We start from the raw sequence: 20731 nt of genomic DNA on the forward strand, positions 1-20731 counted from the left end.
ACTACAAACAACAAAACGGGGACCCTTAAAAGTCCCCGTTTCTATTCATATTTTTCAGCTTTTCTATTCACGAAATCACGGTTTTTTGTGCTTTATTTGATCGGCAATCTTTCTCGTATTTTCAGTAATCGCTCTAAATTTCTATTTTTAATGGTTTTTCCTCGCTTGTTCTTCAGTGTTGATCTATAAATAATTATCTCTTTCTATTCATCTTTCTATTCAGGATGCTATTCATCGATGAGCGAGTTAGCTGATTTACTGCGTCAGGGCAGCCTGACGGCGAAAGAGATCATGGCCCAAATCGGGGTAAGTCAGGCAACCCTTTCCCGCAGGCTTGCCGAGCAGAATGATGTACGCAAGATTGGCCGCGGGAAGTCGACGCGCTACGCCCTGCTGCGACCCATTGGTGGAGAGAGCGAATTTGCATTCTACCGAATTGATACCCAGGGGCAGGCGGAGCAAGTAGGCCGCATTGTGTCGATATGGCCTGCGGAGAGCTGCGCGTTTGAAACTGTCGATGGCCAATGCGTGCTGTTCGACGGGCTGCCGTGGTTTATTACCGACATGCGCCCTCAGGGATTTTTGGGCCGCGCGTGGGGTCGGGATATCAGCGCGCTGCTGGCCCTACCTGAAGACATTAAGCTGTGGAATGAATCGCAAACCCTGCTGGCCCTCAGCCGACATGGCAATGAAACCGTGGGCAACCTCATTGTGGGGCAGGCCGCGTATCAGCAGTGGGCGTTAAAGCCGGATGAGGCGGCCGTGGCTTTCCAAGATAAGATCTCTGCTTTCGAGAAGCTGGCGCAAAAAAGCCTCGCGGGGCAAGAAGTGGGTTCTTCGGCCGGGGGAGAGCAGCCGAAGTTTAGCGTTTTTGTCGAGCACCAGCAGAAGCCCGCTTCCCACGTTTTAGTAAAATTTTCACCACAAGAAGCCAATGAAAACACCCGGCGCTGGGGTGATTTACTGCGTGCGGAGGCTCACGCGCTGGCCGTGCTGCAACAGGCAGGCATTGCAGCGGCGCAGGCAGAGGTGTACAGCGGAAGTCATGGTGAGGTGTTCTTAGAGGTCGAACGCTTTGATCGCCTTGGCGAGCGCGGGCGGCGCGGTTTGGCCTCGCTGGAGGCCGTCGCCGCTGAATTCACAGGCAGCCACGGTAGCTGGGTCGCCATCGCGGCAAAATTGCAGCAGGAGAAACTGATTTCGCAGAGCACGCTGATGCGCATTGGCGAGCTTTACGCCTTTGGCAAGCTGATCGCCAACGGTGACATGCATCAGGGCAACCTGTCGTTTATCGACCCACCGCTGTTGCCGAACAAGTTCGCCTTCGAGCTATCGCCGGTTTACGACATGCTGCCGATGAGCTTCGCGCCGGACAGAAGCGGCAACATGAAACGGCAGGCAATCAATATTGTTTTAGACCCGGCCGTGGCGAAAAGCCAGTGGCTGCGGGCCCAGCGCTGGGCGTTAGATTTTTGGCAGAAGGTGGAGCAGGATGCGCTTATCAGCCCTGAATTCCGCCTGATAGCCAGCCAGATGCTGGCTCAGGTTACGGAAATCACCGCCAATATTCGGCGGCTGGCCTAATCCCGCTTTTCCCGGCTGCGTTTCAGGCTGCGGTAGGCGGCCTGGGCGGCTTCTTTGGTTTGTTGCTCGGTGGCGGGTTTCGCGGGAGCGACCTCGGCGTCTGGCTCGGTCATGTTGAGCGTCGGCGGTGGGCCAAACTCGTCCGTTTCTTCTTCCTCTGGCTCATCATCCTCTTTCACCGGCGTGCTGGCAGTCAGCAGGAAAGGGGATTGCTGCCAGCGGCTGCGGCGGCCCTGCAGCAGGGTGCGGGCGAGAATAATGCCGACGCCTAGCGCGGCGAGCATCATCAGGCGCAGCAGGTTGGTGGTGTTATCCACCTGTTTGGATTCGGTTGCCAGCACGTGGGTGTCTAGGGTCAGGCGCAGAAAGCCGTTCGGGCCGTCTTTATCTTCAATCGGCTGAACGATTTGGTGGTTGAAGTAGCTTCCCGCGCGCTTGCCGTCGAGTGCCAGCCGGTCGCGAACCGGCACCTTTTCACCGGCATGGGCGATCAGCGTGCCGTCCATCTGATACACGCTGGCATCAAGAATGCGACTGTTGTCGGTAAGTTGATTCAAAATAGTGGAAATCTGGGCGATATCCGCGCCATCATTCTCGCTGTCCATCAGCGGAGCCAGAGTAAAAGCCACCTGTTTCGCCAGTGTCTGGGCAAGTTGTTCCACCTGCTGGGAACGGGCAAGCTGATGCCCCAAGCTAAAGTAAGAAGCTCCTTGCATCAGAATTACCAATAAAGCCAAGCAAATCAAAACGATAGCTGTGCGATGCAGGCGAAATTTCAGTTTGGCCTTTGCCATTCTGTTTCCTTAAGATTTTCGACGACTTTAATGTTGCCAGAAGCGCGGGCTATAGGGTAGCTTGTTGCCTCATTTACCCAGCATCCTTCAAGCTGCTTCTGCGTTGGCTGCCTTCGCGAACCCCAGTCACATACTGATGTATGCTCCTGGATTTCACTCAGTTGCCGCCTTGACGCAACGTGAATGATTTTGGGTAATCTTTGAATTTGTTAAATCCTTGTTTCTACGCCTAACTGCTCGACAGGAGTAATCATGCCAAACAGTCTGACCTATTGCGATCTTCCCGCGGAGATCCACCAATGGCCGGGACTTCCCCTTTCACTCAGCGGTGACGAAGTGATGCCGTTGGACTACCGTGCTGGGCATACTGGCTGGCTGCTGTACGGCAGGAAACTGGACAAAACAAGCATTACGAACTTCCAACGCCGTCTGGGCCGCGCTCTGGTGATTGTCAGCGCCTGGACCGTTGATGATTATCAGGTTATTCGTCTGGCCGGTGCATTGACCGCGGACATAGAAGCGTTGGCCGAGTCCTTCGAGCTTGATGTCACCCAGCTTGGCAAAGTGCCGCACATGCGCACGCCGGGGCTGCTGGTGATGGACATGGATTCTACCGCGATTGAGATTGAATGCATCGACGAAATTGCCAAATTGGCGGGCGTCGGCGAGCAGGTGGCTGAAGTGACCGAACGCGCGATGCGCGGCGAGCTGGATTTTTCGGCCAGCCTGCGTCAACGCGTCGCCACCCTACAAGATGCTGATGCCGGTATCCTGCAACAAGTGCGTGAAACTCTACCGCTGATGCCGGGCCTGACCAAAATGGTGCAGCGCCTGCAAGAGCTGGGCTGGCACGTGGCTATCGCCTCCGGCGGCTTCACCTATTACGCCGAATACCTGCGCGACAAGCTGAACCTGATTGACGTGGCGGCCAACGAGCTGGAAATCCGCGACGGTAAGCTAACTGGGCGCGTGATTGGTCCCATCGTCGATGCACAATATAAAGCCGATACTTTGCTCAAGCTGGCAGAGAAGCTTGAGATCCCGAAAGAGCAAACCGTGGCCATCGGCGACGGCGCGAACGACCTGAAGATGATGGCCGTCGCGGGCATGGGCATTGCCTATCACGCCAAGCCGAAGGTCTACGAGCAGGCGGAGGTCTGTATCCGTCATGCCGACTTAATTGGCGTTCTCTGCATTTTAAGCGGAAGCTTAGCCTAAGTTTTAAATCCAATATTTCGAGGTAAGTTGTGGCAAAAGCAGCAAAACGAGCATTTGTGTGTAATGAATGCGGCGCAGATTATCCGCGCTGGCAGGGGCAATGCAGTGCCTGTCAGGCCTGGAACTCCATTACCGAAATCCGTTTGTCTGCATCGCCAACCGTGGCCCGCAACGAGCGTTTGAGTGGTTATGCCGGCGATGCGGGCGTTAGCCGCGTGCAGAAGCTGTCTGAAATCAGTCTCGACGAACTGCCGCGCTTCAGCACCGGGTTCAAAGAGTTTGACCGCGTGCTGGGCGGCGGCGTGGTGCCGGGCAGTGCGATCCTGATTGGTGGTAATCCGGGGGCGGGTAAAAGTACGCTGCTGTTGCAGATCCTCTGTAACCTCGGCGAAAACATGAAAACCCTGTATGTCACCGGCGAGGAGTCACTCCAGCAGGTAGCAATGCGCGCCCATCGCCTCGGGCTGCCGACCGCCAACATGAACATGCTGTCTGAAACCAGCATTGAACAAATCTGCCTGATTGCCGATCAGGAGAAGCCGAAGCTGATGGTGATCGACTCCATTCAGGTGATGCACATGGCGGACATTCAGTCGTCGCCGGGCACGGTGGCGCAGGTGCGCGAAACCGCTGCCTACCTGACGCGCTTCGCCAAGACGCGCGGCGTGGCGATTGTCATGGTCGGCCACGTGACTAAAGACGGCTCTCTGGCCGGGCCGAAGGTGCTTGAGCACTGTATCGACTGCTCGGTGCTGCTGGACGGCGATGCCGACTCCCGCTTCCGCACCCTGCGTAGCCATAAAAACCGTTTCGGCGCAGTGAATGAATTGGGCGTGTTCGCCATGACCGAGCAGGGCTTGCGCGAAGTGAGCAACCCGTCGGCCATCTTCCTTAGCCGCGGTGATGAGATAACGTCCGGCAGCTCGGTGATGGTGCTGTGGGAAGGAACCCGGCCTCTGCTGGTGGAGATTCAGGCGCTGGTGGACCACTCGATGATGGGCAACCCGCGTCGCGTGGCGGTAGGCCTTGAGCAGAACCGACTGGCGATTCTGCTGGCGGTGTTGCACCGTCACGGCGGCTTGCAGATGGCGGATCAGGACGTGTTCGTCAACGTGGTCGGCGGCGTAAAAGTCACGGAAACCAGTGCTGACCTCGCACTTCTGCTGTCGTTGGTTTCCAGCCTGCGTGACCGCCCGCTGCCGCAAGATTTAGTGGTGTTCGGGGAAGTGGGGCTGGCGGGAGAGATTCGCCCGGTGCCGAGTGGTCAGGAGCGAATCACCGAAGCCGCCAAGCACGGCTTCAAACGCGCCATCGTGCCTCATGCCAACGTGCCGAAAAAGGTGCCCGCCGGAATGCAGGTGTTTGGCGTGAAGAAGCTGGCGGATGCGCTGGCGATCCTCGACGATCTGTAACATTTTCTGAGTATTCCTCTACCCGCCAGTTGTGCTATTTTTGTTTAGTAAATTAAACGCAGGGTAGAGGACAAGGTATGTCACAGTTTGATTATCTGAAGACGGCAATTAAGAAACAGGGATGTACATTACAGCAGGTCGCGGACGCCAGTGGCATGACCAAGGGCTATCTAAGCCAACTGCTGAATGCCAAAATCAAAAGCCCGAGTGCGCAAAAGCTGGAAGCGCTGCACCGTTTCCTCGATCTTGAATTCCCCCGCCGGGAGAAAAACATCGGCGTGGTGTTTGGTAAATTTTATCCCCTGCATACCGGACACATCTATTTAATCCAGCGCGCCTGTAGCCAGGTCGATGAACTGCACATCATCATGGGCTATGACGAACCTCGCGACCTGAGCCTGTTTGAGAACAGCTCCATGTCTCAGCAACCCACGGTGAGCGACCGACTGCGCTGGCTGCTGCAAACCTTTAAGTATCAGAAAAACATCCATATTCATTCGTTTAACGAAGAGGGAATGGAGCCTTATCCGCACGGCTGGGACGTGTGGAGTAAGGGGATAACCGACTTTATGAACAAGCAGGGGATCGTGCCGAATACCATCTATTCGAGCGAAGAGAACGATGCGCCGCGCTACCGCGAGCATCTGGGGATCGAAACCGTGCTTATCGATCCCAAACGCTCGTTTATGAATATCAGCGGATCGCAAATCCGCCGCGACCCATTCCGCTATTGGGACTATATCCCGACCGAAGTGAAGCCGTTCTTTGTGCGAACCGTGGCGGTTCTGGGCGGCGAGTCGAGCGGAAAGTCCACGCTGGTCAATAAGTTAGCCAACATCTTCAACACCACCAGTGCGTGGGAATATGGCCGCGATTATGTCTTCTCCCACCTCGGCGGTGACGAGATGGCGCTGCAATATTCCGACTATGACAAAATCGCGCTTGGGCAGGCCCAGTACATCGACTTCGCGGTGAAATACGCCAACAAGGTGGCTTTCATCGATACCGACTTTCTGACCACGCAGGCATTTTGCAAAAAGTACGAAGGTCGCGAGCATCCCTTTGTCCAAGCCTTGATGGACGAATACCGGTTTGATCTGGTGATCCTGCTGGAGAACAACACGCCGTGGGTGGCGGACGGGCTGCGCAGTTTGGGCAGCACCACTGACCGATCCTCCTTCCAGAACCTGTTAATCGAGATGTTGCAGCAGAACAACATCGACTACGTGCACGTGAAATCCTCAGACTACGACGAGCGTTTCCTCGAGTGCGTGGAGCTGGTGCAGATCATGCTGGCGGCCGATACCAGCCGGGTGAGCGCGCTGCCGAAAGAGTAAATTGTCAAAATGAAAAAGCCCTCGATTCTCACAAATCGGGGGCTTTTTTATGCAAACTCTCCGGCTTAGAAGGCGATAACCACTTTGCCTTGCATATGGCCGTCGAGCACTTTGGCGTGGGCGGCTTCAATGCTTTCCACCGTCAGGCCGTGCAGGGTGTCGCTCAGCGTGGTTTTCACTTTGCCCGCGTCCACTAACTCAGCCACCTCCTTGAGAATTTCACCCTGCTGGGCGATGTCCGGCGTGTTGAACATGCTGCGGGTAAACATCAGCTCCCAGTGCAGCGCGGCGCTTTTCACTTTCAGGCTGCTCTGGTCCAGCGGATGCTCATTCTCAACGATGGTGCAGATGTGGCCCATTGGCGCGATCAGGTCGCTGATGGCGGCCCAATGGCCGTCGGTGTCATTCAGGCAGAGGATGAAATCGACCTGTTTGATGTCATGCTTCGCCAACTCACCTTTCAAATCTTTGTAGTTCACGGTCAGGTCCGCGCCGCGATCCAGACACCACTGGGCCGATTCCGGGCGTGAGGCGGTGGCGATCACTTTCACTTTGCTGCGCAGCGCGGCAAAAGGAATAGCCAGCGAGCCAACGCCACCGGCACCGCCGATGATCAACAGGGTTTTCTCTTCACCGGCGTTTTGAATATGCAGGTGTTCGAACAACGCCTCCCACGCGGTCAGCGCGGTCAACGGCATGGCGGCGGCTTCTGCCCAGTTGAGGGAGCTTGGTTTACGGGCCACAATGCGCGAGTCAATCAGCTGCTCGGTGGCGTTGCTACCTGAACGGGTGATGTCACCGGCGTACCAGACTTCGTCGCCCGCCTTAAAGTTTTTCACCGCGCTGCCGACGGCTTTCACCACGCCGCTGGCATCCCAGCCCAGCACGCGCGGGGCATCCAGGCCATTTTTCTGTGCGCCTTTGTGCACCTTGGTATCGACCGGATTGACGGAGACGGCTTTTACTTCAACCAGCAGGTCAAACTCGCCGACTTCAGGCTGTGGCAGTTCAATCGCAATAAAGTGCGCAGGGTTCTTCGGGTTTACGGCAATAGCGTTGATGGACATGTGGGTTCCTCCATTAAGGGTTACACAGAGTGTAGTCGCCATGAGCTAAGCTGATAAGATGGACAATAACTAACAAAGTGTTCGTCTGAGGTGAACAATCATGTTCAAACAATTGCAGGATATGGCGCTGTTTGCCTTGGTCGCCGAGTGCGGCAGCTTTACCGCCGCCGCCGAACGCGCGGGGTTGCCCAAGTCGAGCGTCAGCCAGCGCGTGAGCCAGTTGGAGAAGTCAGTGGGCATTCGCTTACTGAACCGCACCACGCGGCAGCTCAACCTGACCTTCGCCGGTGAGCGCTATTTGATTCACTGCCAAGAGATGATGCTGGCGAGCGAACGCGCCGAGCTGGCGATCCGCCGTCTGCGGGACAATCCCAGCGGCCGCCTGCGCATCACCAGCCCGGCGGGACTGGGTGCGACGCTGCTGGCGCGCATGAACGTCGAGTTTCAAAAGCGTTATCCAGACGTGTCGCTGGAAGTGTCGGTGTCGGATGCCATGGTGGACTTAGTGCAGGAAGGCTTCGATTTGGCGCTGCGCACCGGCAAGCCGCAGGACTCGTCGCTGATTGGCCGCGAGCTGGGCCACAGCCCGCGCTATCTCTTGGCCTCCCCGGCCTATCTCGCGGCACACCCGCCGCTGGCGCATCCGCAGCAATTGGCGTCGCACCACTGTATCGCGCACCGGGCGTGGGCGGAGTGGGTGCTGCATCGCGGCGAGACTTATCATCGCTGGCTGCTGCCGGGGGCGCACTCCACCGACAACCTGCTCTATGCTCGCGAATGCGCGGTGGAAGGGGCGGGGATCACGCTGCTACCGGCGTTTTTATGTCATGACGAGGTGGCGAAAGGGCTACTGGTGCGGGTGTTGCCCGAGTGGGAGGCCGAGGGCAATGACCTCTATTTGGTCTACCCGAGCCGTAAGTTGAACTCACCAGCGCTGGCCTGTTTTATCGATTTTATGCTGGAAGAGTATGGCTTTGCGAAAAGCTACAGCGAGGCGTTGGCGGTTAAAGCGGAGCAATAAAAAAGGCCCGTTTCCGGGCCTTTCATCAAGCAAAGGATCGGGACTTATTTGATCATCTTCTTGTATTTAATACGCTTAGGTTCAAGTGCGTCAGCGCCCAGCGTGCGTTTTTTGTACTCTTCGTATTCGGTGAAGTTACCTTCGAAGAATTCAACTTTACCTTCATCCTGGTAATCAAGGATGTGAGTCGCGATACGGTCGAGGAACCAGCGGTCATGGGAAATGACCATGGCGCAGCCCGGGAACTCCAATAAGGCGTTTTCCAGCGCGCGCAGGGTTTCGATGTCGAGGTCGTTGGTTGGCTCATCGAGCAGCAGCATGTTGCCGCCCACTTGCAGCAGTTTCGCCAAGTGCAGACGACCGCGCTCACCACCGGACAGCTCGCCGACGCGTTTGCCCTGATCAACACCTTTGAAGTTGAAGCGGCCAACGTAGGCGCGGCTTGGCATTTCGGTGGTGCCGATGCGCATGATGTCTTGACCACCGGACACTTCTTCCCACACGGTTTTGCTGTTGTCCATCGCGTCACGGAACTGATCGACAGAGGCCAGTTTCACGGTGTCGCCCAGTTCAATGGTGCCGCCGTTTGGCTGCTCTTGACCAGACATCATGCGGAACAGGGTAGATTTACCCGCGCCGTTTGGACCGATAATACCGACGATCGCGCCTTTCGGTACGGAGAAGGAGAGGTCGTCAATCAGAACGCGGTCGCCGTAGGATTTGCTCAGATTCTTCACTTCGACCACTTTGTCGCCTAAGCGTGGACCAGGTGGAATGAACAATTCGTTGGTTTCGTTACGTTTCTGGTATTCCGTGCTGTTTAGCTCTTCGAAGCGTGCCAGACGGGCTTTGCCCTTAGACTGACGGCCTTTCGCGCCCTGACGCACCCACTCCAGCTCTTTCTCGATAGATTTACGACGCGCCGCTTCAGAAGACGCTTCCTGCGCCAGACGTTCATCTTTCTGCTCCAGCCAGGTGGAGTAGTTGCCTTCCCATGGAATACCTTCACCACGGTCAAGCTCCAGAATCCAACCCGCAACGTTGTCGAGGAAGTAACGGTCGTGGGTGATCGCCACCACGGTGCCTTCGAAGTCGTGCAGGAAGCGTTCCAGCCAGGCCACGGACTCGGCGTCCAAGTGGTTGGTCGGTTCGTCGAGCAGCAGCATTTCTGGCTTTTCAAGCAGCAGGCGGCACAGCGCCACGCGGCGGCGCTCACCACCGGACAGGGTGGCCACTTTGGCGTCCCAGTCTGGCAGACGCAGGGCATCAGCAGCGCGCTCCAGCTGGGTGTTCAGGTTGTGACCGTCGTGTGCCTGAATGATCTCTTCCAGCCTGCCTTGCTCAGCAGCCAGTTTGTCGAAATCTGCATCCGGGTCTGCGTAGAGAGCATAGACTTCATCAAGGCGTTTTAACGCGCCGACGACTTCTGAAACCGCTTCTTCCACTGACTCGCGGACGGTGTGCTCCATGTTGAGCTGAGGCTCCTGAGGCAGGTAGCCGATTTTCAGGTCCGGCTGCGGGCGAGCTTCGCCTTCGATGTCGGTATCAATACCGGCCATGATGCGCAGTAAGGTGGATTTACCAGAACCGTTAAGACCCAGTACGCCGATTTTAGCGCCAGGGAAGAAACTCAGGGAGATGTTTTTAAGAATGTGACGCTTCGGCGGAACCACTTTGCCGAGGCGATGCATTGAGTATACGTATTGAGCCACGTTGTTTTGAGCCTCTTTCTATGCGAGCCGCGCGCTGTCTGCAACAAGCAGGCGCTGCGGCGGATTAAAGTCAGCCCCGCCGTAAACGGCATGACTGATAAGTGTTCCGACTGCGAAGTTTAGCCTGTTTCGCTACGCTTCCCAACCATCGAACCTCACAGGACGCCAATAATCTCCTTTAAAGATGAAAAATGATCGTGCGGGAGAGAAATCGGCTTGCTGTCGTCTGGTATCTGCGCGCGGCTTGCACCACACTGTGTAAAGTTTGTGATGCTGTGTACGCATGACTTCAATTTTAAAAATGAATCGATTAGCGTAGTTGGTGTCTACGCATTGCGGCCTTGATTCGTCATTGATGAGCGACGAAGGCTGCACCCTGTTTGGCAGTCAGCAATACAACCAGCGAGGATAAAGGCAAGTATGGTCAAGGTGGACAAAGGGTATCTTTTGGCAGCAGGCATGTTGTTGGTGGCCGTTTCTGGAGTCGCAAAAGCGGACTCATTGGACGCTCAGCGCCAGCGTTATATGCAAATCAAGCAGGCGTGGGACAATAACCAGATGGACGTGGTTAATCAGCTGATGCCAACCCTGAAGGATTATCCGCTTTATCCTTATTTGGAATACCGTCAGTTGACGCAGGACTTAAGTCTGGCGACGCCGCAGCAGATCAGCAGCTTCGTGCAGTCTCATCCTACTTTGCCTCCGGCGCGTTCTCTGCCGTCACGCTTCGTCAATGAGTTGGCCAATCGTCAAGACTGGACGGGCTTGCTCACCTTCAGCCCGCAGCCGCCAAAGCCGGTGGCCGCGCGCTGTAACTACTATTACGCCAAATGGTCGACGGGCGATCAGCAAACCGCGCTGAACGCGGCGAAAGACATCTGGCTAACCGGCACCTCGCTGCCGAACGCCTGCGACAAGCTGTTTAGCCTGTGGCAGCAGGGCGGCAATCAGACGGCGCTAGTGACCCTGCAACGCATTGGTTTGGCGATGAAGCAGGGCAACAGCAATCTGGTGAATTTCCTCGCCAAGCAGCTGCCTGACGACTACCAGACTATGCGCGACGCCTTGCTGAAACTGCAAAGCGACCCGAACAGCATTGAAAGCTTTGCCCGCAGCGTCGGGCCGACCGATTTCACCCGTAATGCCGTGGCGATCGCTTTTAGCCGCATTGCCCGTGAAGACGTGGAAAACGCCCGCTCGATGCTGCCGATTTTGGCTCGCTTGCAGAAGATGAGCGACAGTGACCGCCTCGAGCTTGAAGAGGCCGTGGCGTGGCAGCTGATGGGCAGCACCGCGACGCCAGAGCAGGCCAAATGGCGCGATAGCGTGATTCTGCGCAGCCATTCGACCTCGCTGGTGGAGCGCCGAATTCGCATGGCGCTGGCCGCCGGGGATCGCCAAGGGCTGAGCCAGTGGATGGATCGCCTGCCTGCTGATGCTCAGCAGGAAGATGAATGGCGCTACTGGGAAGCCTCGGTGCTGATTGACCAAGGTAAACGCCAGCAGGGCGAGGCGATGTTGCGCACGCTGATGCAGGGGCGTGGCTTCTATCCAATGGCCGCCGCGCAAAAGCTGGGCGTGCCTTATCCAATACAGGTGTCTGTCGCCGCCAAACCGGACGCCAGCTTTGCTTCACTGCCTGAAATCGCCCGCGTGCGCGAGCTGATGTACTGGCACATGGACAACCTGGCGCGCACCGAATGGACCTATCTGGTGCTTAGCCGCAGCAAAGAGCAGCAGTCGGCGCTGGCGCGTTACGCCTTCGAGCGCAACTGGGCCGATCTCAGCGTGCAGGCGACCATTGCCGGCAAGCTGTGGGATTATCTCGAGGAGCGCTTCCCGCTGGCGTGGGCCCCTGAATTTAAACAAGCGACGGACGATAAAGGCATTACCCAGAGCTACGCGATGGCGATTGCGCGTCAGGAAAGCGCGTGGAACCCGGAAGCTCGCTCACCGGTGGGCGCCTCTGGCCTGATGCAAGTGATGCCTGCCACGGCGCAGCACACGGTGCAGATGTTTAATCTGCCGGGATACAGCAGCCCAAGCCAGCTGTTCGATCCACAGACCAATATTCTGATTGGCACCAACTATCTGGAATATGTCTATCAGCAGTTCGGGCGCAACCGTATTTTGTCCAGCGCCGCCTATAACGCCGGTCCATCGCGCGTGAACACCTGGTTGGGCAACAGCGCGGGCCAAATCGACGCCGTGGCCTTTATCGAAAGTATCCCTTTCTCCGAAACTCGGCGATATGTTAAAAATGTGTTGGCATATGACGCATTTTATCGCTACTTTTTGCATCAGCCGGCGAAAGTTTTAACCGATGCCGAATGGCAGAGGCGTTACTGATTTTTAACAGCTATGTTATGCTGCCGTACTAGTTTAATAGTATGGCAGCCATGACATGACCCAAACTCCGGTAATCGATCCCGCTCTTTCCCAACAAGGCAATGAGGACTGGCAGTGCTTTATGGCGCTGTTACAGCAATCTTTCGCTGAAAATCTCCACCACGAACTGCTGCAATTGCTGCTGACGCCCGATGAACGGGCTGCCTTAGGCACGCGTGTCAGAATTGTTCAGGAGTTGATGCGTGGCGAGCTGAGCCAGCGAGAGTTGAAGAATCAATTGGGGGCAGGGATTGCAACGATCACCCGAGGGTCTAACGGCTTGAAAAACGCACCGGCCACGCTGAAAGCCTGGCTCGGCACACAATTATTAGGCCCGGACGAAGTCAGTAAAGACGTCTGACGCAGGCGTCAGTGCGTTTGCACTCTGACTTGATACACCGCGTTATGGAAGGGCGCTAACGCCAACACTAAAGCTTGATGATAGACGCTGGTGCGGGTCAGTTTGCCGGCGGTAAAAATGCCAATCGCCCCGCCTTTGCGTTTAACTTCGGCAATTCCCGTCAATTTTTCCATTTCATCGCCCAATTCACTGCCTTGGTTGATCTCTTGTAATATAATTTCAGGCAGCATCAGGCTGGCTGAACGGGATTCACCGCGTTGATGCATGTTTTCGATGACCATCCAGGCGAAGGTCATGTTGTCTTCAATACCGGCTTCTATGCCAACCCAAAAATCCGCCTCTGGGCGCACCTGTCGTGCGCTAATGACGCGGTGTCTGGCACCAGTGCGGGTTTCGCTGCTGCCGATGGGTTGATTGGACACGCCGCTGTCGACATCTACGCCTTCGATACGGAACGAGTCAGTACCAAAAATGTCCTCAAATGCCAGAGCAATAGCTTTAATTTTTGCCGGGTTAGTGGTTGCAGCGACAACGTGGTACATAGAGTTTGAGCATCCTTTAGCAAATTTCACGCAGTATAACGGAAAACACTCATGTTACAGGTATATCTCGTCCGTCATGGCGAAACCGAATGGAATGCAGCACGCAAGATTCAGGGACAGTCAGACAGTCCGTTGACCCAAAAGGGCATTTTTCAGGCACAGCAGGTGGCCGAGCGCGTGCGCCGCGAAGGCATCACGCACGTCATCACCAGCGATCTGGGGCGTACTCGCGCCACGGCGCAAATCATCGCTGACGCCTGTGGTTGCGCTGTCACCGAGGAGCCGCGTCTGCGCGAGCTGCACATGGGCGTGCTGGAAACCCGTAATTTGGATGGCCTGAGTGCTGACGAAGAAACCTGGCGTAAGCAGATGGTTGATGGCACGCCGGATGGCCGCATTCCACAGGGCGAGAGTATGATTGAGCTGGCCGAGCGTATGCGCTCTGCACTCGACAGCTGCCTTGATTTACCGGCGGGCAGTAAACCGCTGCTGGTGAGCCACGGCATCGCGCTGGGTTGCCTTATCAGCACGATTTTAGGGCTTGAGCCTTATGCCGAGCGCCGCCTGCGCCTGCGCAACTGTTCCATTTCGCGTGTGGATCATCAGGAAAGTGCGTGGCTGGCGTCTGGCTGGATTGTGGAGACGGCGGGCGATATTTCGCATCTGGATCAGCCCGCATTAGATGAGCTGCAGCGCTAAACGCGGCAGCCTTACAGCAGAATTAACGGCGAATAGGGATAAGATAATCGCATTCTATTTCGGTCGGCGGCGTGGCGCTCGGCACTTTATGTTTGGTATAGAATCGCTCAATGTCTTGTCCCTTTCTGCGCGTCATTTTCAGCGACGGCAGACAGGTTCCGTACAGCGTTAGGATGAATTCCTGCAACAGTTCCGGTGAACCTTTGTAGTGGAACATCGCGTATTCACCTTCCTGCACGACAATCGGTTGACCTTCCACATTCTCTGGCAGATGCTTCGGTTCGATGGCCGTGGTGTACAACACTTCCTGCTCGTCATCTTTTTCCTGACTCGGGCGAGAGTGGTGCAAACCGTAGAGTACCGGCGGCAAGGTTTTGGCTTCACCAATGTACTGACGCCAGAAATGCAGGCGCATTTCATTACGGTAAGTGGTGATCTGTTCCAGCGTACAGGAGTAGCTCTGCGTAATGCCGATCAGATTTTGCTCCGGCAGCGAGACGAACTCGGGCTGTGGCAAAATGAAAGCGCCAAGGCGAATCGGCGGGCAGATCCCGAAGGAGTGCCAATCTTCTGAACGACGGTAAAGCGCGGGCGTCTGTGCGAACTGTTTTTTGAATGCGCGAGTAAACGTCTGCTGAGAATCAAAACGGTATTGCAGGGCAATATCCAAAATTGGTCGGCTGGTCAATCGCAGAGCGACGGCAGCTTTTGACAGGCGACGAGCACGAATGTAAGCACCAATTGCGTTACTCGTGACATCCTTAAACATACGTTGCAGGTGCCATTTCGAATATCCGGCTTTGGCTGCGACGTTGTCGAGTGATAACGGCTGGTCTAAATGGGTTTCTAACCAGCTGAGAAGATCACGAATGATTCCTGCTTGATCCATAGATCGTCCTCGTTGAACTAAGATAAATGCACAGAATGTTGACGCCGCATAATAGCAACTTTTTCTGCTTAAGACTTCTTAAGATTTTTTTAGCTAAACGTGCTTTTTGCTCAGCTAACCGAATATTCCTACTACAAATTGTGAGCAAGGGCTTTGTTTAATATCGTCTTTGCTTGATCTCACCATTAGCAGCGTGCTGCGGAGTAACCTAATGAAAAAGTGTTGTATTTTTGTTTTTGGACTGTTCTTGATTTGTTCCAATTCGGCGTATGCGGAGCAGGTGGGCTCGGTGGATACCGTGTTCAAATTCCTAGGTCCAGACCACAAAATTGTGGTTGAAGCCTTTGATGATCCTGATATTAAAAATGTAACCTGTTATATCAGTCGGGCCAAAACGGGCGGGATAAAAGGCGGCTTAGGGCTGGCCGAAGACACCTCTGACGCTGCAATCTCTTGCCAGCAGGTTGGGCCAATCGAACTCAGCGATAAGATTAAGCAGGGTAAAGATAAGGGGACGGTGGTGTTCCAGAAACGCACCTCGCTGATATTCAAAAAGCTGCAGGTGGTACGTTTTTATGATGCTACTCGCAATGCGCTTATTTACCTGAGCTATTCCGACAAAGTGGTCGACGGCTCGCCAAAAAATGCCCTTAGCGCGGTGCCAATCATCCCTTGGGGTTCTCGCTAGTCGCCTGATTCCCAAAAGAAAAGGCCAGCATATGCTGGCCTTTTTCATTGACGATGACTGACAACAGGGTTGGCAACCTGCCGCTTAGTCTTCTAAATCACCACAGAAACGATAGCCTTCACCATGAATGGTGGCGATGATTTCTGGGGTATCCGGGGTGGCTTCGAAGTGTTTACGAATGCGACGGATAGTGACGTCAACGGTACGGTCATGAGGCTTAAGCTCACGGCCGGTCATTTTCTTCAGTAAGTCACCACGGGTTTGAATTTTGCCCGGATTCTCACAGAAATGCAGCATCGCGCGGAATTCACTGCGCGGCAGCTTGTATTGCTCGCCAGCCGGGCTCACCAGCGAACGGCTGTTGATGTCCAGTTCCCAACCGTTGAATTTGTAGCTTTCTACCAGACGACGTTCTTCACCGGTGGTGCTCAGATTCATGGTACGGGAGAGCAGATTGCGTGCACGGATAGTCAGTTCACGCGGGTTAAAAGGTTTGGTGATGTAATCATCAGCACCGATTTCCAGACCGAGGATCTTGTCGACTTCATTGTCGCGGCCGGTCAGGAACATCAGGGCAACGCTGGCTTGTTCGCGCAGTTCACGGGCCAGCAGCAAGCCATTTTTACCTGGCAGGTTGATGTCCATGATGACCAGATTGATGTCATGTTCCGACAAGATGTTGTGCATTTCTGCACCATCATTGGCTTCATGCACCATGTAGCCTTCTGCTTCAAAAATACTTTTTAGCGTATTACGGGTCACTAACTCGTCTTCGACGATCAGGATATGAGGAGTCTGCATGTTTGCTACCTAAGATTGCCAACAAATTGAAAATAGGAGTACAGAAGTCCTTGTTATTCCGATGAATTTTGACAGCGAATGCGCTATCTCACTCGTTACATGACTAAAGTACGTAAATGCGTTTCTGATGCGCTTTACATCAACACCAATGTCGTCGCCAGCTCTGTCGCGAAGCCCACTTTGTGACTTCCTATTGGGTGCTGGAATGGCGCTTATCCTAACCCTATTAACAGCAATATAACAGCGAGTGCCGACATTACCACCCAACAAAACTACGCTTTGTTGACATATATCAAATTCAATTGTAGCACGGTAACACTTTAGTGAAAAACACTTATAGGAATGCACGGTTAAGTCACATTTTGCGCAAAATTGGTCACGATTCAGCAGGTTATAATTTCCGCCCACTATATTGAGAGAATTGATTCTAATCATTCAATATATCAATATGATTAGTAAGGCTTATTTAATTTTATAAGTCATGTAGTAGTGGTTCATTTCTATTTTCTGGCTAATGGCAGATTTTACGGCATTTAGTTATTAGCCCATATTTGACTGTTAAGTTTATGTGAAAAGTTGATCATTTTGAGAAGTCACTTTTACTCAATTAAAAGCTCACTTAAGATCGACCGCAGATATTCCAATACGAACATTCAGAGGACTGATGCAACTTCATATTATTTTGGTTTCCCCGGCGCGGCCTGAAAATGTCGGCGCAGCGGCACGAGCAATGAAAACCATGGGGTTCGCGTCATTGCGTATTGTCGACAGTCAGGCTCATCTGCAACCCGAGGCGGGGTGGGTGGCGCACGCGTCCAATGAGATTCTGCATAATGCGCAACATTTCGAGACGCTTGAGGCGGCGCTGGCCGATATCGATTTCACCGTGGCGACCACAGCGCGCAGCCGCGCCCGTTTCCACTACTACAGCACGCCTGTGGAGCTGCTCGGCCAGTTAGAGGAGAAGCGTGGATGGATAAGCAACGCCGCGCTGGTCTTCGGGCGGGAAGATTCTGGGTTGACCAATGAAGAGCTGGATCTGGCCGATATTCTCACCGGCGTGCCGATGGTGGCGGATTATCCTTCGCTGAATCTTGGCCAGGCCGTAATGGTGTTCTGCTATCAGTTGTCGGCGCTAAACCAAATTTCGGCACCCGTGGCGGTTCAACCCGATGCCGGACAGTTGGGTGCGTTGCGCTCAAGAATTAACCGTTTATTGGACGCGGTAGAAGCCAGCAACGACCAAAAATTGTCAGATTGGGTGCAGCAGCGCGTAGGACTTTTACAGCAAAGAGATGCTGCAATGTTGCACACTTTGCTGCATGACATCGAAAAAAAGCTGACGAAGTGATCTGAGGCGCAGCGTGGTTTGTATGGGGAAATGCTCGGGCCTGTGCCTCACGACCTCTCTTTTTCACTGATTTAGGCCGTTTTGGCAGAGAATAATCTGTTTGTATTTCATTGCGACGCTTGGCGCAAAATCAGAAAAAAATTGACTTGTTGTGCCTGATGCTTTAGCTAATAGGGGCAGACAGAGTAAAAAACACAACATATAAACAGACAGACAGAAAATAAAAATGCGAATGATCAGCCTGAACACAACAATTATTACCACCACCGAAACCACTGGTTACGGGGCGGGCTGACGCGTACAGGAAAAACAGAAAAAAGCCCGCACCTAAACAGTGCGGGCTTTTTTTTTAGCGACTTTTTTAACGAATCGTCATCTACGAATGAGCTTCAGGAGAGTACCAGAAATGCGAGTGTTGAAATTTGGCGGGACTTCAGTAGCAAACGCGGAACGCTTCTTGCGCGTCGCGGACATCATGGAAAGCAATGCACGTCAGGGACAGGTTGCCACGGTACTTTCTGCGCCGGCCAAAATTACCAACCACCTCGTCGCGATGATTGAGCGAACGGTTGCTGGGCAAGAGATCCAGCCAATCATGAGCGATGCAGAACGCATTTTCTCCGAATTAATCACCGGCCTTGCTGAGAAAGTACCGGGCTTCGACTTGCCGAAAGTGAAAACCTTTATCGAGCAAGAGTTCGGCCAGCTTAAGCAATTACTGCATGGAATCAGTCTGTTAGGACAGTGTCCTGATAGCGTCAACGCGTCCATCATCTGCCGCGGTGAAAAGCTCTCTATCGCCATCATGGAAGCCGTATTCGTCGCCAAAGGCTATGGCGTCACTGTGATCAACCCAGTGGAAAAATTGCTGGCTCAGGGTAGCTATCTGGAATCCACCGTTGATATCAACGAATCGACTCTGCGCATCGCCGCCAGCGGTATTCCTGCTGATAATATCGTGCTGATGGCGGGCTTCACCGCCGGTAATGACAAAGGCGAGCTGGTGGTGCTGGGCCGTAATGGCTCCGACTACTCGGCGGCGGTATTGGCGGCCTGTCTGCGCGCCGACTGCTGCGAAATTTGGACTGACGTCGATGGCGTTTATACCTGTGACCCGCGCACCGTGCCCGATGCTCGCTTGTTAAAATCGATGTCCTATCAAGAGGCGATGGAGCTTTCTTACTTCGGCGCCAAAGTCCTTCACCCTCGCACCATCCTGCCCATTGCCCAATTCCAAATTCCATGCCTGATTAAAAACACCACCAACCCGCAAGCGCCGGGCACCCTGATTGGCAGCGAAAGCCTTGATGACAATACGCCGGTCAAAGGCATCACCAACCTGAACAACATGGCGATGATCAATGTCTCCGGGCCGGGCATGAAAGGCATGGTCGGCATGGCGGCGCGGGTGTTCGCGGTGATGTCACGCTCGGGCATTTCGGTGGTGCTGATCACCCAGTCCTCCTCTGAATACAGCATCAGCTTCTGCGTGCCTCAGGGCGAACTGGAGCGCGCGCGTCGCGCACTGGAAGACGAATTCTATCTGGAGCTGAAAGACGGCCTGCTCGAGCCGCTGGACGTGATGGAGAAGCTGGCGGTTATCTCGGTCGTTGGCGACGGCATGCGCACGCTGCGCGGCATCTCGGCCAAGTTCTTCTCGGCGCTGGCTCGCGCCAACATCAATATCGTGGCTATCGCCCAAGGCTCCTCCGAGCGCTCAATCTCAGTCGTGGTGAACAATGACGACGCCACCACTGGCGTTCGCGTCAGCCATCAGATGCTGTTCAACACCGATCAGGTTATCGAAGTGTTCCTGATTGGCGTCGGCGGCGTCGGTGGGGCGCTTATCGAGCAGGTTCGCCGCCAGCAGGCGTGGCTTAAGGCCAAGCATATTGACCTGCGGGTGTGCGGCATCGCCAACTCGCGCGCTATGCTGACCAACATTCACGGCATCTCTTTGGACAACTGGAGTGACGAGCTGGGCGCGGCGAAAGAGTCGTTCAACCTTGGCCGCCTGATTCGTTTAGTCAAAGAGTATCACTTACTTAACCCGGTGATTGTTGACTGTACCTCGAGCCAAGAAGTGGCTGATCAATATGCGGATTTCCTGGCTGACGGCTTCCACGTCGTGACGCCAAACAAGAAAGCCAACACCTCGTCGATGAACTATTACTATCAGTTGCGTAAAGCGGCTGAGCATTCACGCCGCAAATTCCTTTATGACACAAACGTCGGCGCGGGCCTGCCGGTGATTGAAAACCTGCAAAACCTGCTCAACGCGGGTGACGAGCTGGTGCGCTTCTCCGGCATTCTTTCAGGCTCGCTGTCCTACATTTTCGGCAAGCTGGATGAGGGGATGTCGCTGTCCGAGGCCACGCTGCAGGCGCGTGATATGGGCTATACCGAGCCAGACCCGCGTGATGACCTGTCAGGAATGGACGTAGCTCGCAAGCTGTTGATTCTGGCCCGTGAAGCCGGTTACAAACTGGAACTCTCTGATATTGAAGTTGAATCCGTTCTGCCGTTATCCTTCGACTCTGAAGGCAGCGTGACCGACTTTGTGAGCCGCCTGCCGACGGTGGACGCTGATTTCGCCCAGCGCGTGGCCGATGCCACGGCACAGGATAAGGTTTTGCGCTACGTTGGTGCTATCGAAGAGGGGCGCTGCACGGTGAAGATCGAGGCCGTCGATGGTAACGATCCACTGTATAAAGTGAAAAATGGCGAGAATGCGTTGGCGTTCTACAGCCGTTATTATCAGCCTCTGCCATTAGTCTTACGCGGTTATGGCGCGGGCAATGACGTTACTGCTGCCGGCGTATTTGCCGATCTTTTGCGAACGCTGTCATGGAAGTTAGGAGTTTAAT

The 20731-nt window shown here is 54.6% G+C and carries 18 protein-coding genes and 1 other annotated feature; of the genes, 12 read left to right on the forward strand and 6 right to left on the reverse strand.

The genetic code is table 11. The features are described from left to right. Window positions 1-237: 237 nt before the first annotated feature. Complete coding sequence (yjjJ, locus tag ACT3RR_RS13390) at window positions 238-1584, forward strand: type II toxin-antitoxin system HipA family toxin YjjJ (protein ID WP_485903069.1); 1347 nt, start codon at window positions 238-240, stop codon at window positions 1582-1584. On the opposite strand, the gene ACT3RR_RS13395 is transcribed toward yjjJ, so the two are convergent. Further along, a complete protein-coding gene (locus ACT3RR_RS13395; RefSeq protein ID WP_353500933.1) occupies window positions 1581-2378 on the reverse strand; it encodes a YtjB family periplasmic protein in 798 nt (265 codons plus the stop codon). The genes yjjJ and ACT3RR_RS13395 overlap by 4 nt on opposite strands. Window positions 2379-2630: 252 nt before the next feature. Here ACT3RR_RS13395 and serB point away from each other — a divergent pair, with 252 nt between their 5' ends. The 3 genes from serB (at window position 2631) to nadR (ending at window position 6345) form a co-directional block, all read left to right on the forward strand. Further along, window positions 2631-3596 carry a phosphoserine phosphatase gene (gene serB, locus ACT3RR_RS13400; RefSeq protein ID WP_396131580.1) on the forward strand — a complete coding sequence of 322 codons (966 nt, stop codon included), beginning with the start codon at window positions 2631-2633 and terminating at the stop codon, window positions 3594-3596. Window positions 3597-3625: 29 nt separating this feature from the next. Continuing rightward, a complete protein-coding gene (gene radA / locus ACT3RR_RS13405; RefSeq protein ID WP_396131581.1) occupies window positions 3626-5008 on the forward strand; it encodes a DNA repair protein RadA in 1383 nt (460 codons plus the stop codon). Between the two features lie 77 nt (window positions 5009-5085). After that, complete coding sequence (gene nadR / locus ACT3RR_RS13410) at window positions 5086-6345, forward strand: multifunctional transcriptional regulator/nicotinamide-nucleotide adenylyltransferase/ribosylnicotinamide kinase NadR (protein ID WP_034786984.1); 1260 nt, start codon at window positions 5086-5088, stop codon at window positions 6343-6345. A gap of 65 nt (window positions 6346-6410) precedes the next feature. Here nadR and ACT3RR_RS13415 read toward each other — a convergent pair whose 3' ends face one another. After that, complete coding sequence (locus tag ACT3RR_RS13415) at window positions 6411-7412, reverse strand: zinc-binding alcohol dehydrogenase family protein (RefSeq protein ID WP_496200501.1); 1002 nt, start codon at window positions 7410-7412, stop codon at window positions 6411-6413. 100 nt (window positions 7413-7512) lie between these two features. Between ACT3RR_RS13415 and ACT3RR_RS13420 the strand changes: the two genes are divergently transcribed. Beyond that, complete coding sequence (locus tag ACT3RR_RS13420) at window positions 7513-8433, forward strand: LysR family transcriptional regulator (RefSeq protein ID WP_353500936.1); 921 nt, start codon at window positions 7513-7515, stop codon at window positions 8431-8433. Window positions 8434-8477: 44 nt separating this feature from the next. On the opposite strand, the gene ettA is transcribed toward ACT3RR_RS13420, so the two are convergent. Next, window positions 8478-10145 carry an energy-dependent translational throttle protein EttA gene (gene ettA, locus ACT3RR_RS13425; protein WP_353500937.1) on the reverse strand — a complete coding sequence of 556 codons (1668 nt, stop codon included), beginning with the start codon at window positions 10143-10145 and terminating at the stop codon, window positions 8478-8480. 420 nt (window positions 10146-10565) lie between these two features. Between ettA and sltY the strand changes: the two genes are divergently transcribed. Together sltY and trpR are read left to right on the forward strand one after the other, a co-directional pair. Next, window positions 10566-12494, forward strand: a complete 1929-nt coding sequence (gene sltY, locus ACT3RR_RS13430) for a murein transglycosylase (protein WP_396131584.1) — start codon at window positions 10566-10568, stop codon at window positions 12492-12494. 55 nt (window positions 12495-12549) lie between these two features. After that, on the forward strand, window positions 12550-12894 hold the full coding sequence (gene trpR, locus ACT3RR_RS13435; protein WP_396131585.1) for a trp operon repressor: 345 nt from the start codon (window positions 12550-12552) through the stop codon (window positions 12892-12894). 8 nt (window positions 12895-12902) lie between these two features. Here the strand turns inward: trpR and yjjX are convergent, their stop codons facing one another. Then, entirely contained in the window at window positions 12903-13436 is a 534-nt protein-coding gene (gene yjjX / locus ACT3RR_RS13440; protein WP_034786997.1) for an inosine/xanthosine triphosphatase, read from the reverse strand. A 51-nt stretch (window positions 13437-13487) separates the two neighbouring features. Between yjjX and gpmB the strand changes: the two genes are divergently transcribed. After that, entirely contained in the window at window positions 13488-14135 is a 648-nt protein-coding gene (gene gpmB / locus ACT3RR_RS13445; protein WP_353500939.1) for a 2,3-diphosphoglycerate-dependent phosphoglycerate mutase GpmB, read from the forward strand. Window positions 14136-14157: 22 nt separating this feature from the next. Here gpmB and robA read toward each other — a convergent pair whose 3' ends face one another. Next, complete coding sequence (gene robA, locus ACT3RR_RS13450; RefSeq protein WP_353500940.1) at window positions 14158-15024, reverse strand: MDR efflux pump AcrAB transcriptional activator RobA; 867 nt, start codon at window positions 15022-15024, stop codon at window positions 14158-14160. Between the two features lie 211 nt (window positions 15025-15235). Between robA and creA the strand changes: the two genes are divergently transcribed. Next, complete coding sequence (creA, locus tag ACT3RR_RS13455; protein WP_353500941.1) at window positions 15236-15712, forward strand: protein CreA; 477 nt, start codon at window positions 15236-15238, stop codon at window positions 15710-15712. 84 nt (window positions 15713-15796) lie between these two features. Here creA and arcA read toward each other — a convergent pair whose 3' ends face one another. Next, window positions 15797-16513: a two-component system response regulator ArcA gene (gene arcA, locus ACT3RR_RS13460; protein WP_034787008.1), complete on the reverse strand. Its 717-nt coding sequence runs from the start codon at window positions 16511-16513 to the stop codon at window positions 15797-15799. A gap of 664 nt (window positions 16514-17177) precedes the next feature. Between arcA and ACT3RR_RS13465 the strand changes: the two genes are divergently transcribed. The 3 genes from ACT3RR_RS13465 to thrA all read left to right on the forward strand — a co-directional run bounded on the left by ACT3RR_RS13465 (window position 17178) and on the right by thrA (window position 20730). Beyond that, window positions 17178-17864 (forward strand): tRNA/rRNA methyltransferase, encoded by a 687-nt coding sequence (locus ACT3RR_RS13465; RefSeq protein ID WP_353500942.1) that lies wholly within the window; start codon window positions 17178-17180, stop codon window positions 17862-17864. Window positions 17865-18096: 232 nt separating this feature from the next. Beyond that, the gene (thrL, locus tag ACT3RR_RS13470) at window positions 18097-18159 is read left to right on the forward strand and encodes a thr operon leader peptide (protein WP_229333726.1); all 63 of its coding nucleotides are present in this window, start codon (window positions 18097-18099) and stop codon (window positions 18157-18159) included. Further along, window positions 18098-18215 (forward strand) — a sequence feature (Thr leader region). It overlaps the preceding gene by 62 nt. 55 nt (window positions 18216-18270) lie before the next feature. Next, on the forward strand, window positions 18271-20730 hold the full coding sequence (gene thrA / locus ACT3RR_RS13475) for a bifunctional aspartate kinase/homoserine dehydrogenase I (protein WP_496200502.1): 2460 nt from the start codon (window positions 18271-18273) through the stop codon (window positions 20728-20730). Window position 20731: the final 1 nt, after the last annotated feature.

This window comes from Ewingella sp. AOP8-B2-18 (genome assembly GCF_052376015.1).
Lineage (GTDB): Bacteria > Pseudomonadota > Gammaproteobacteria > Enterobacterales > Enterobacteriaceae > Ewingella > Ewingella allii.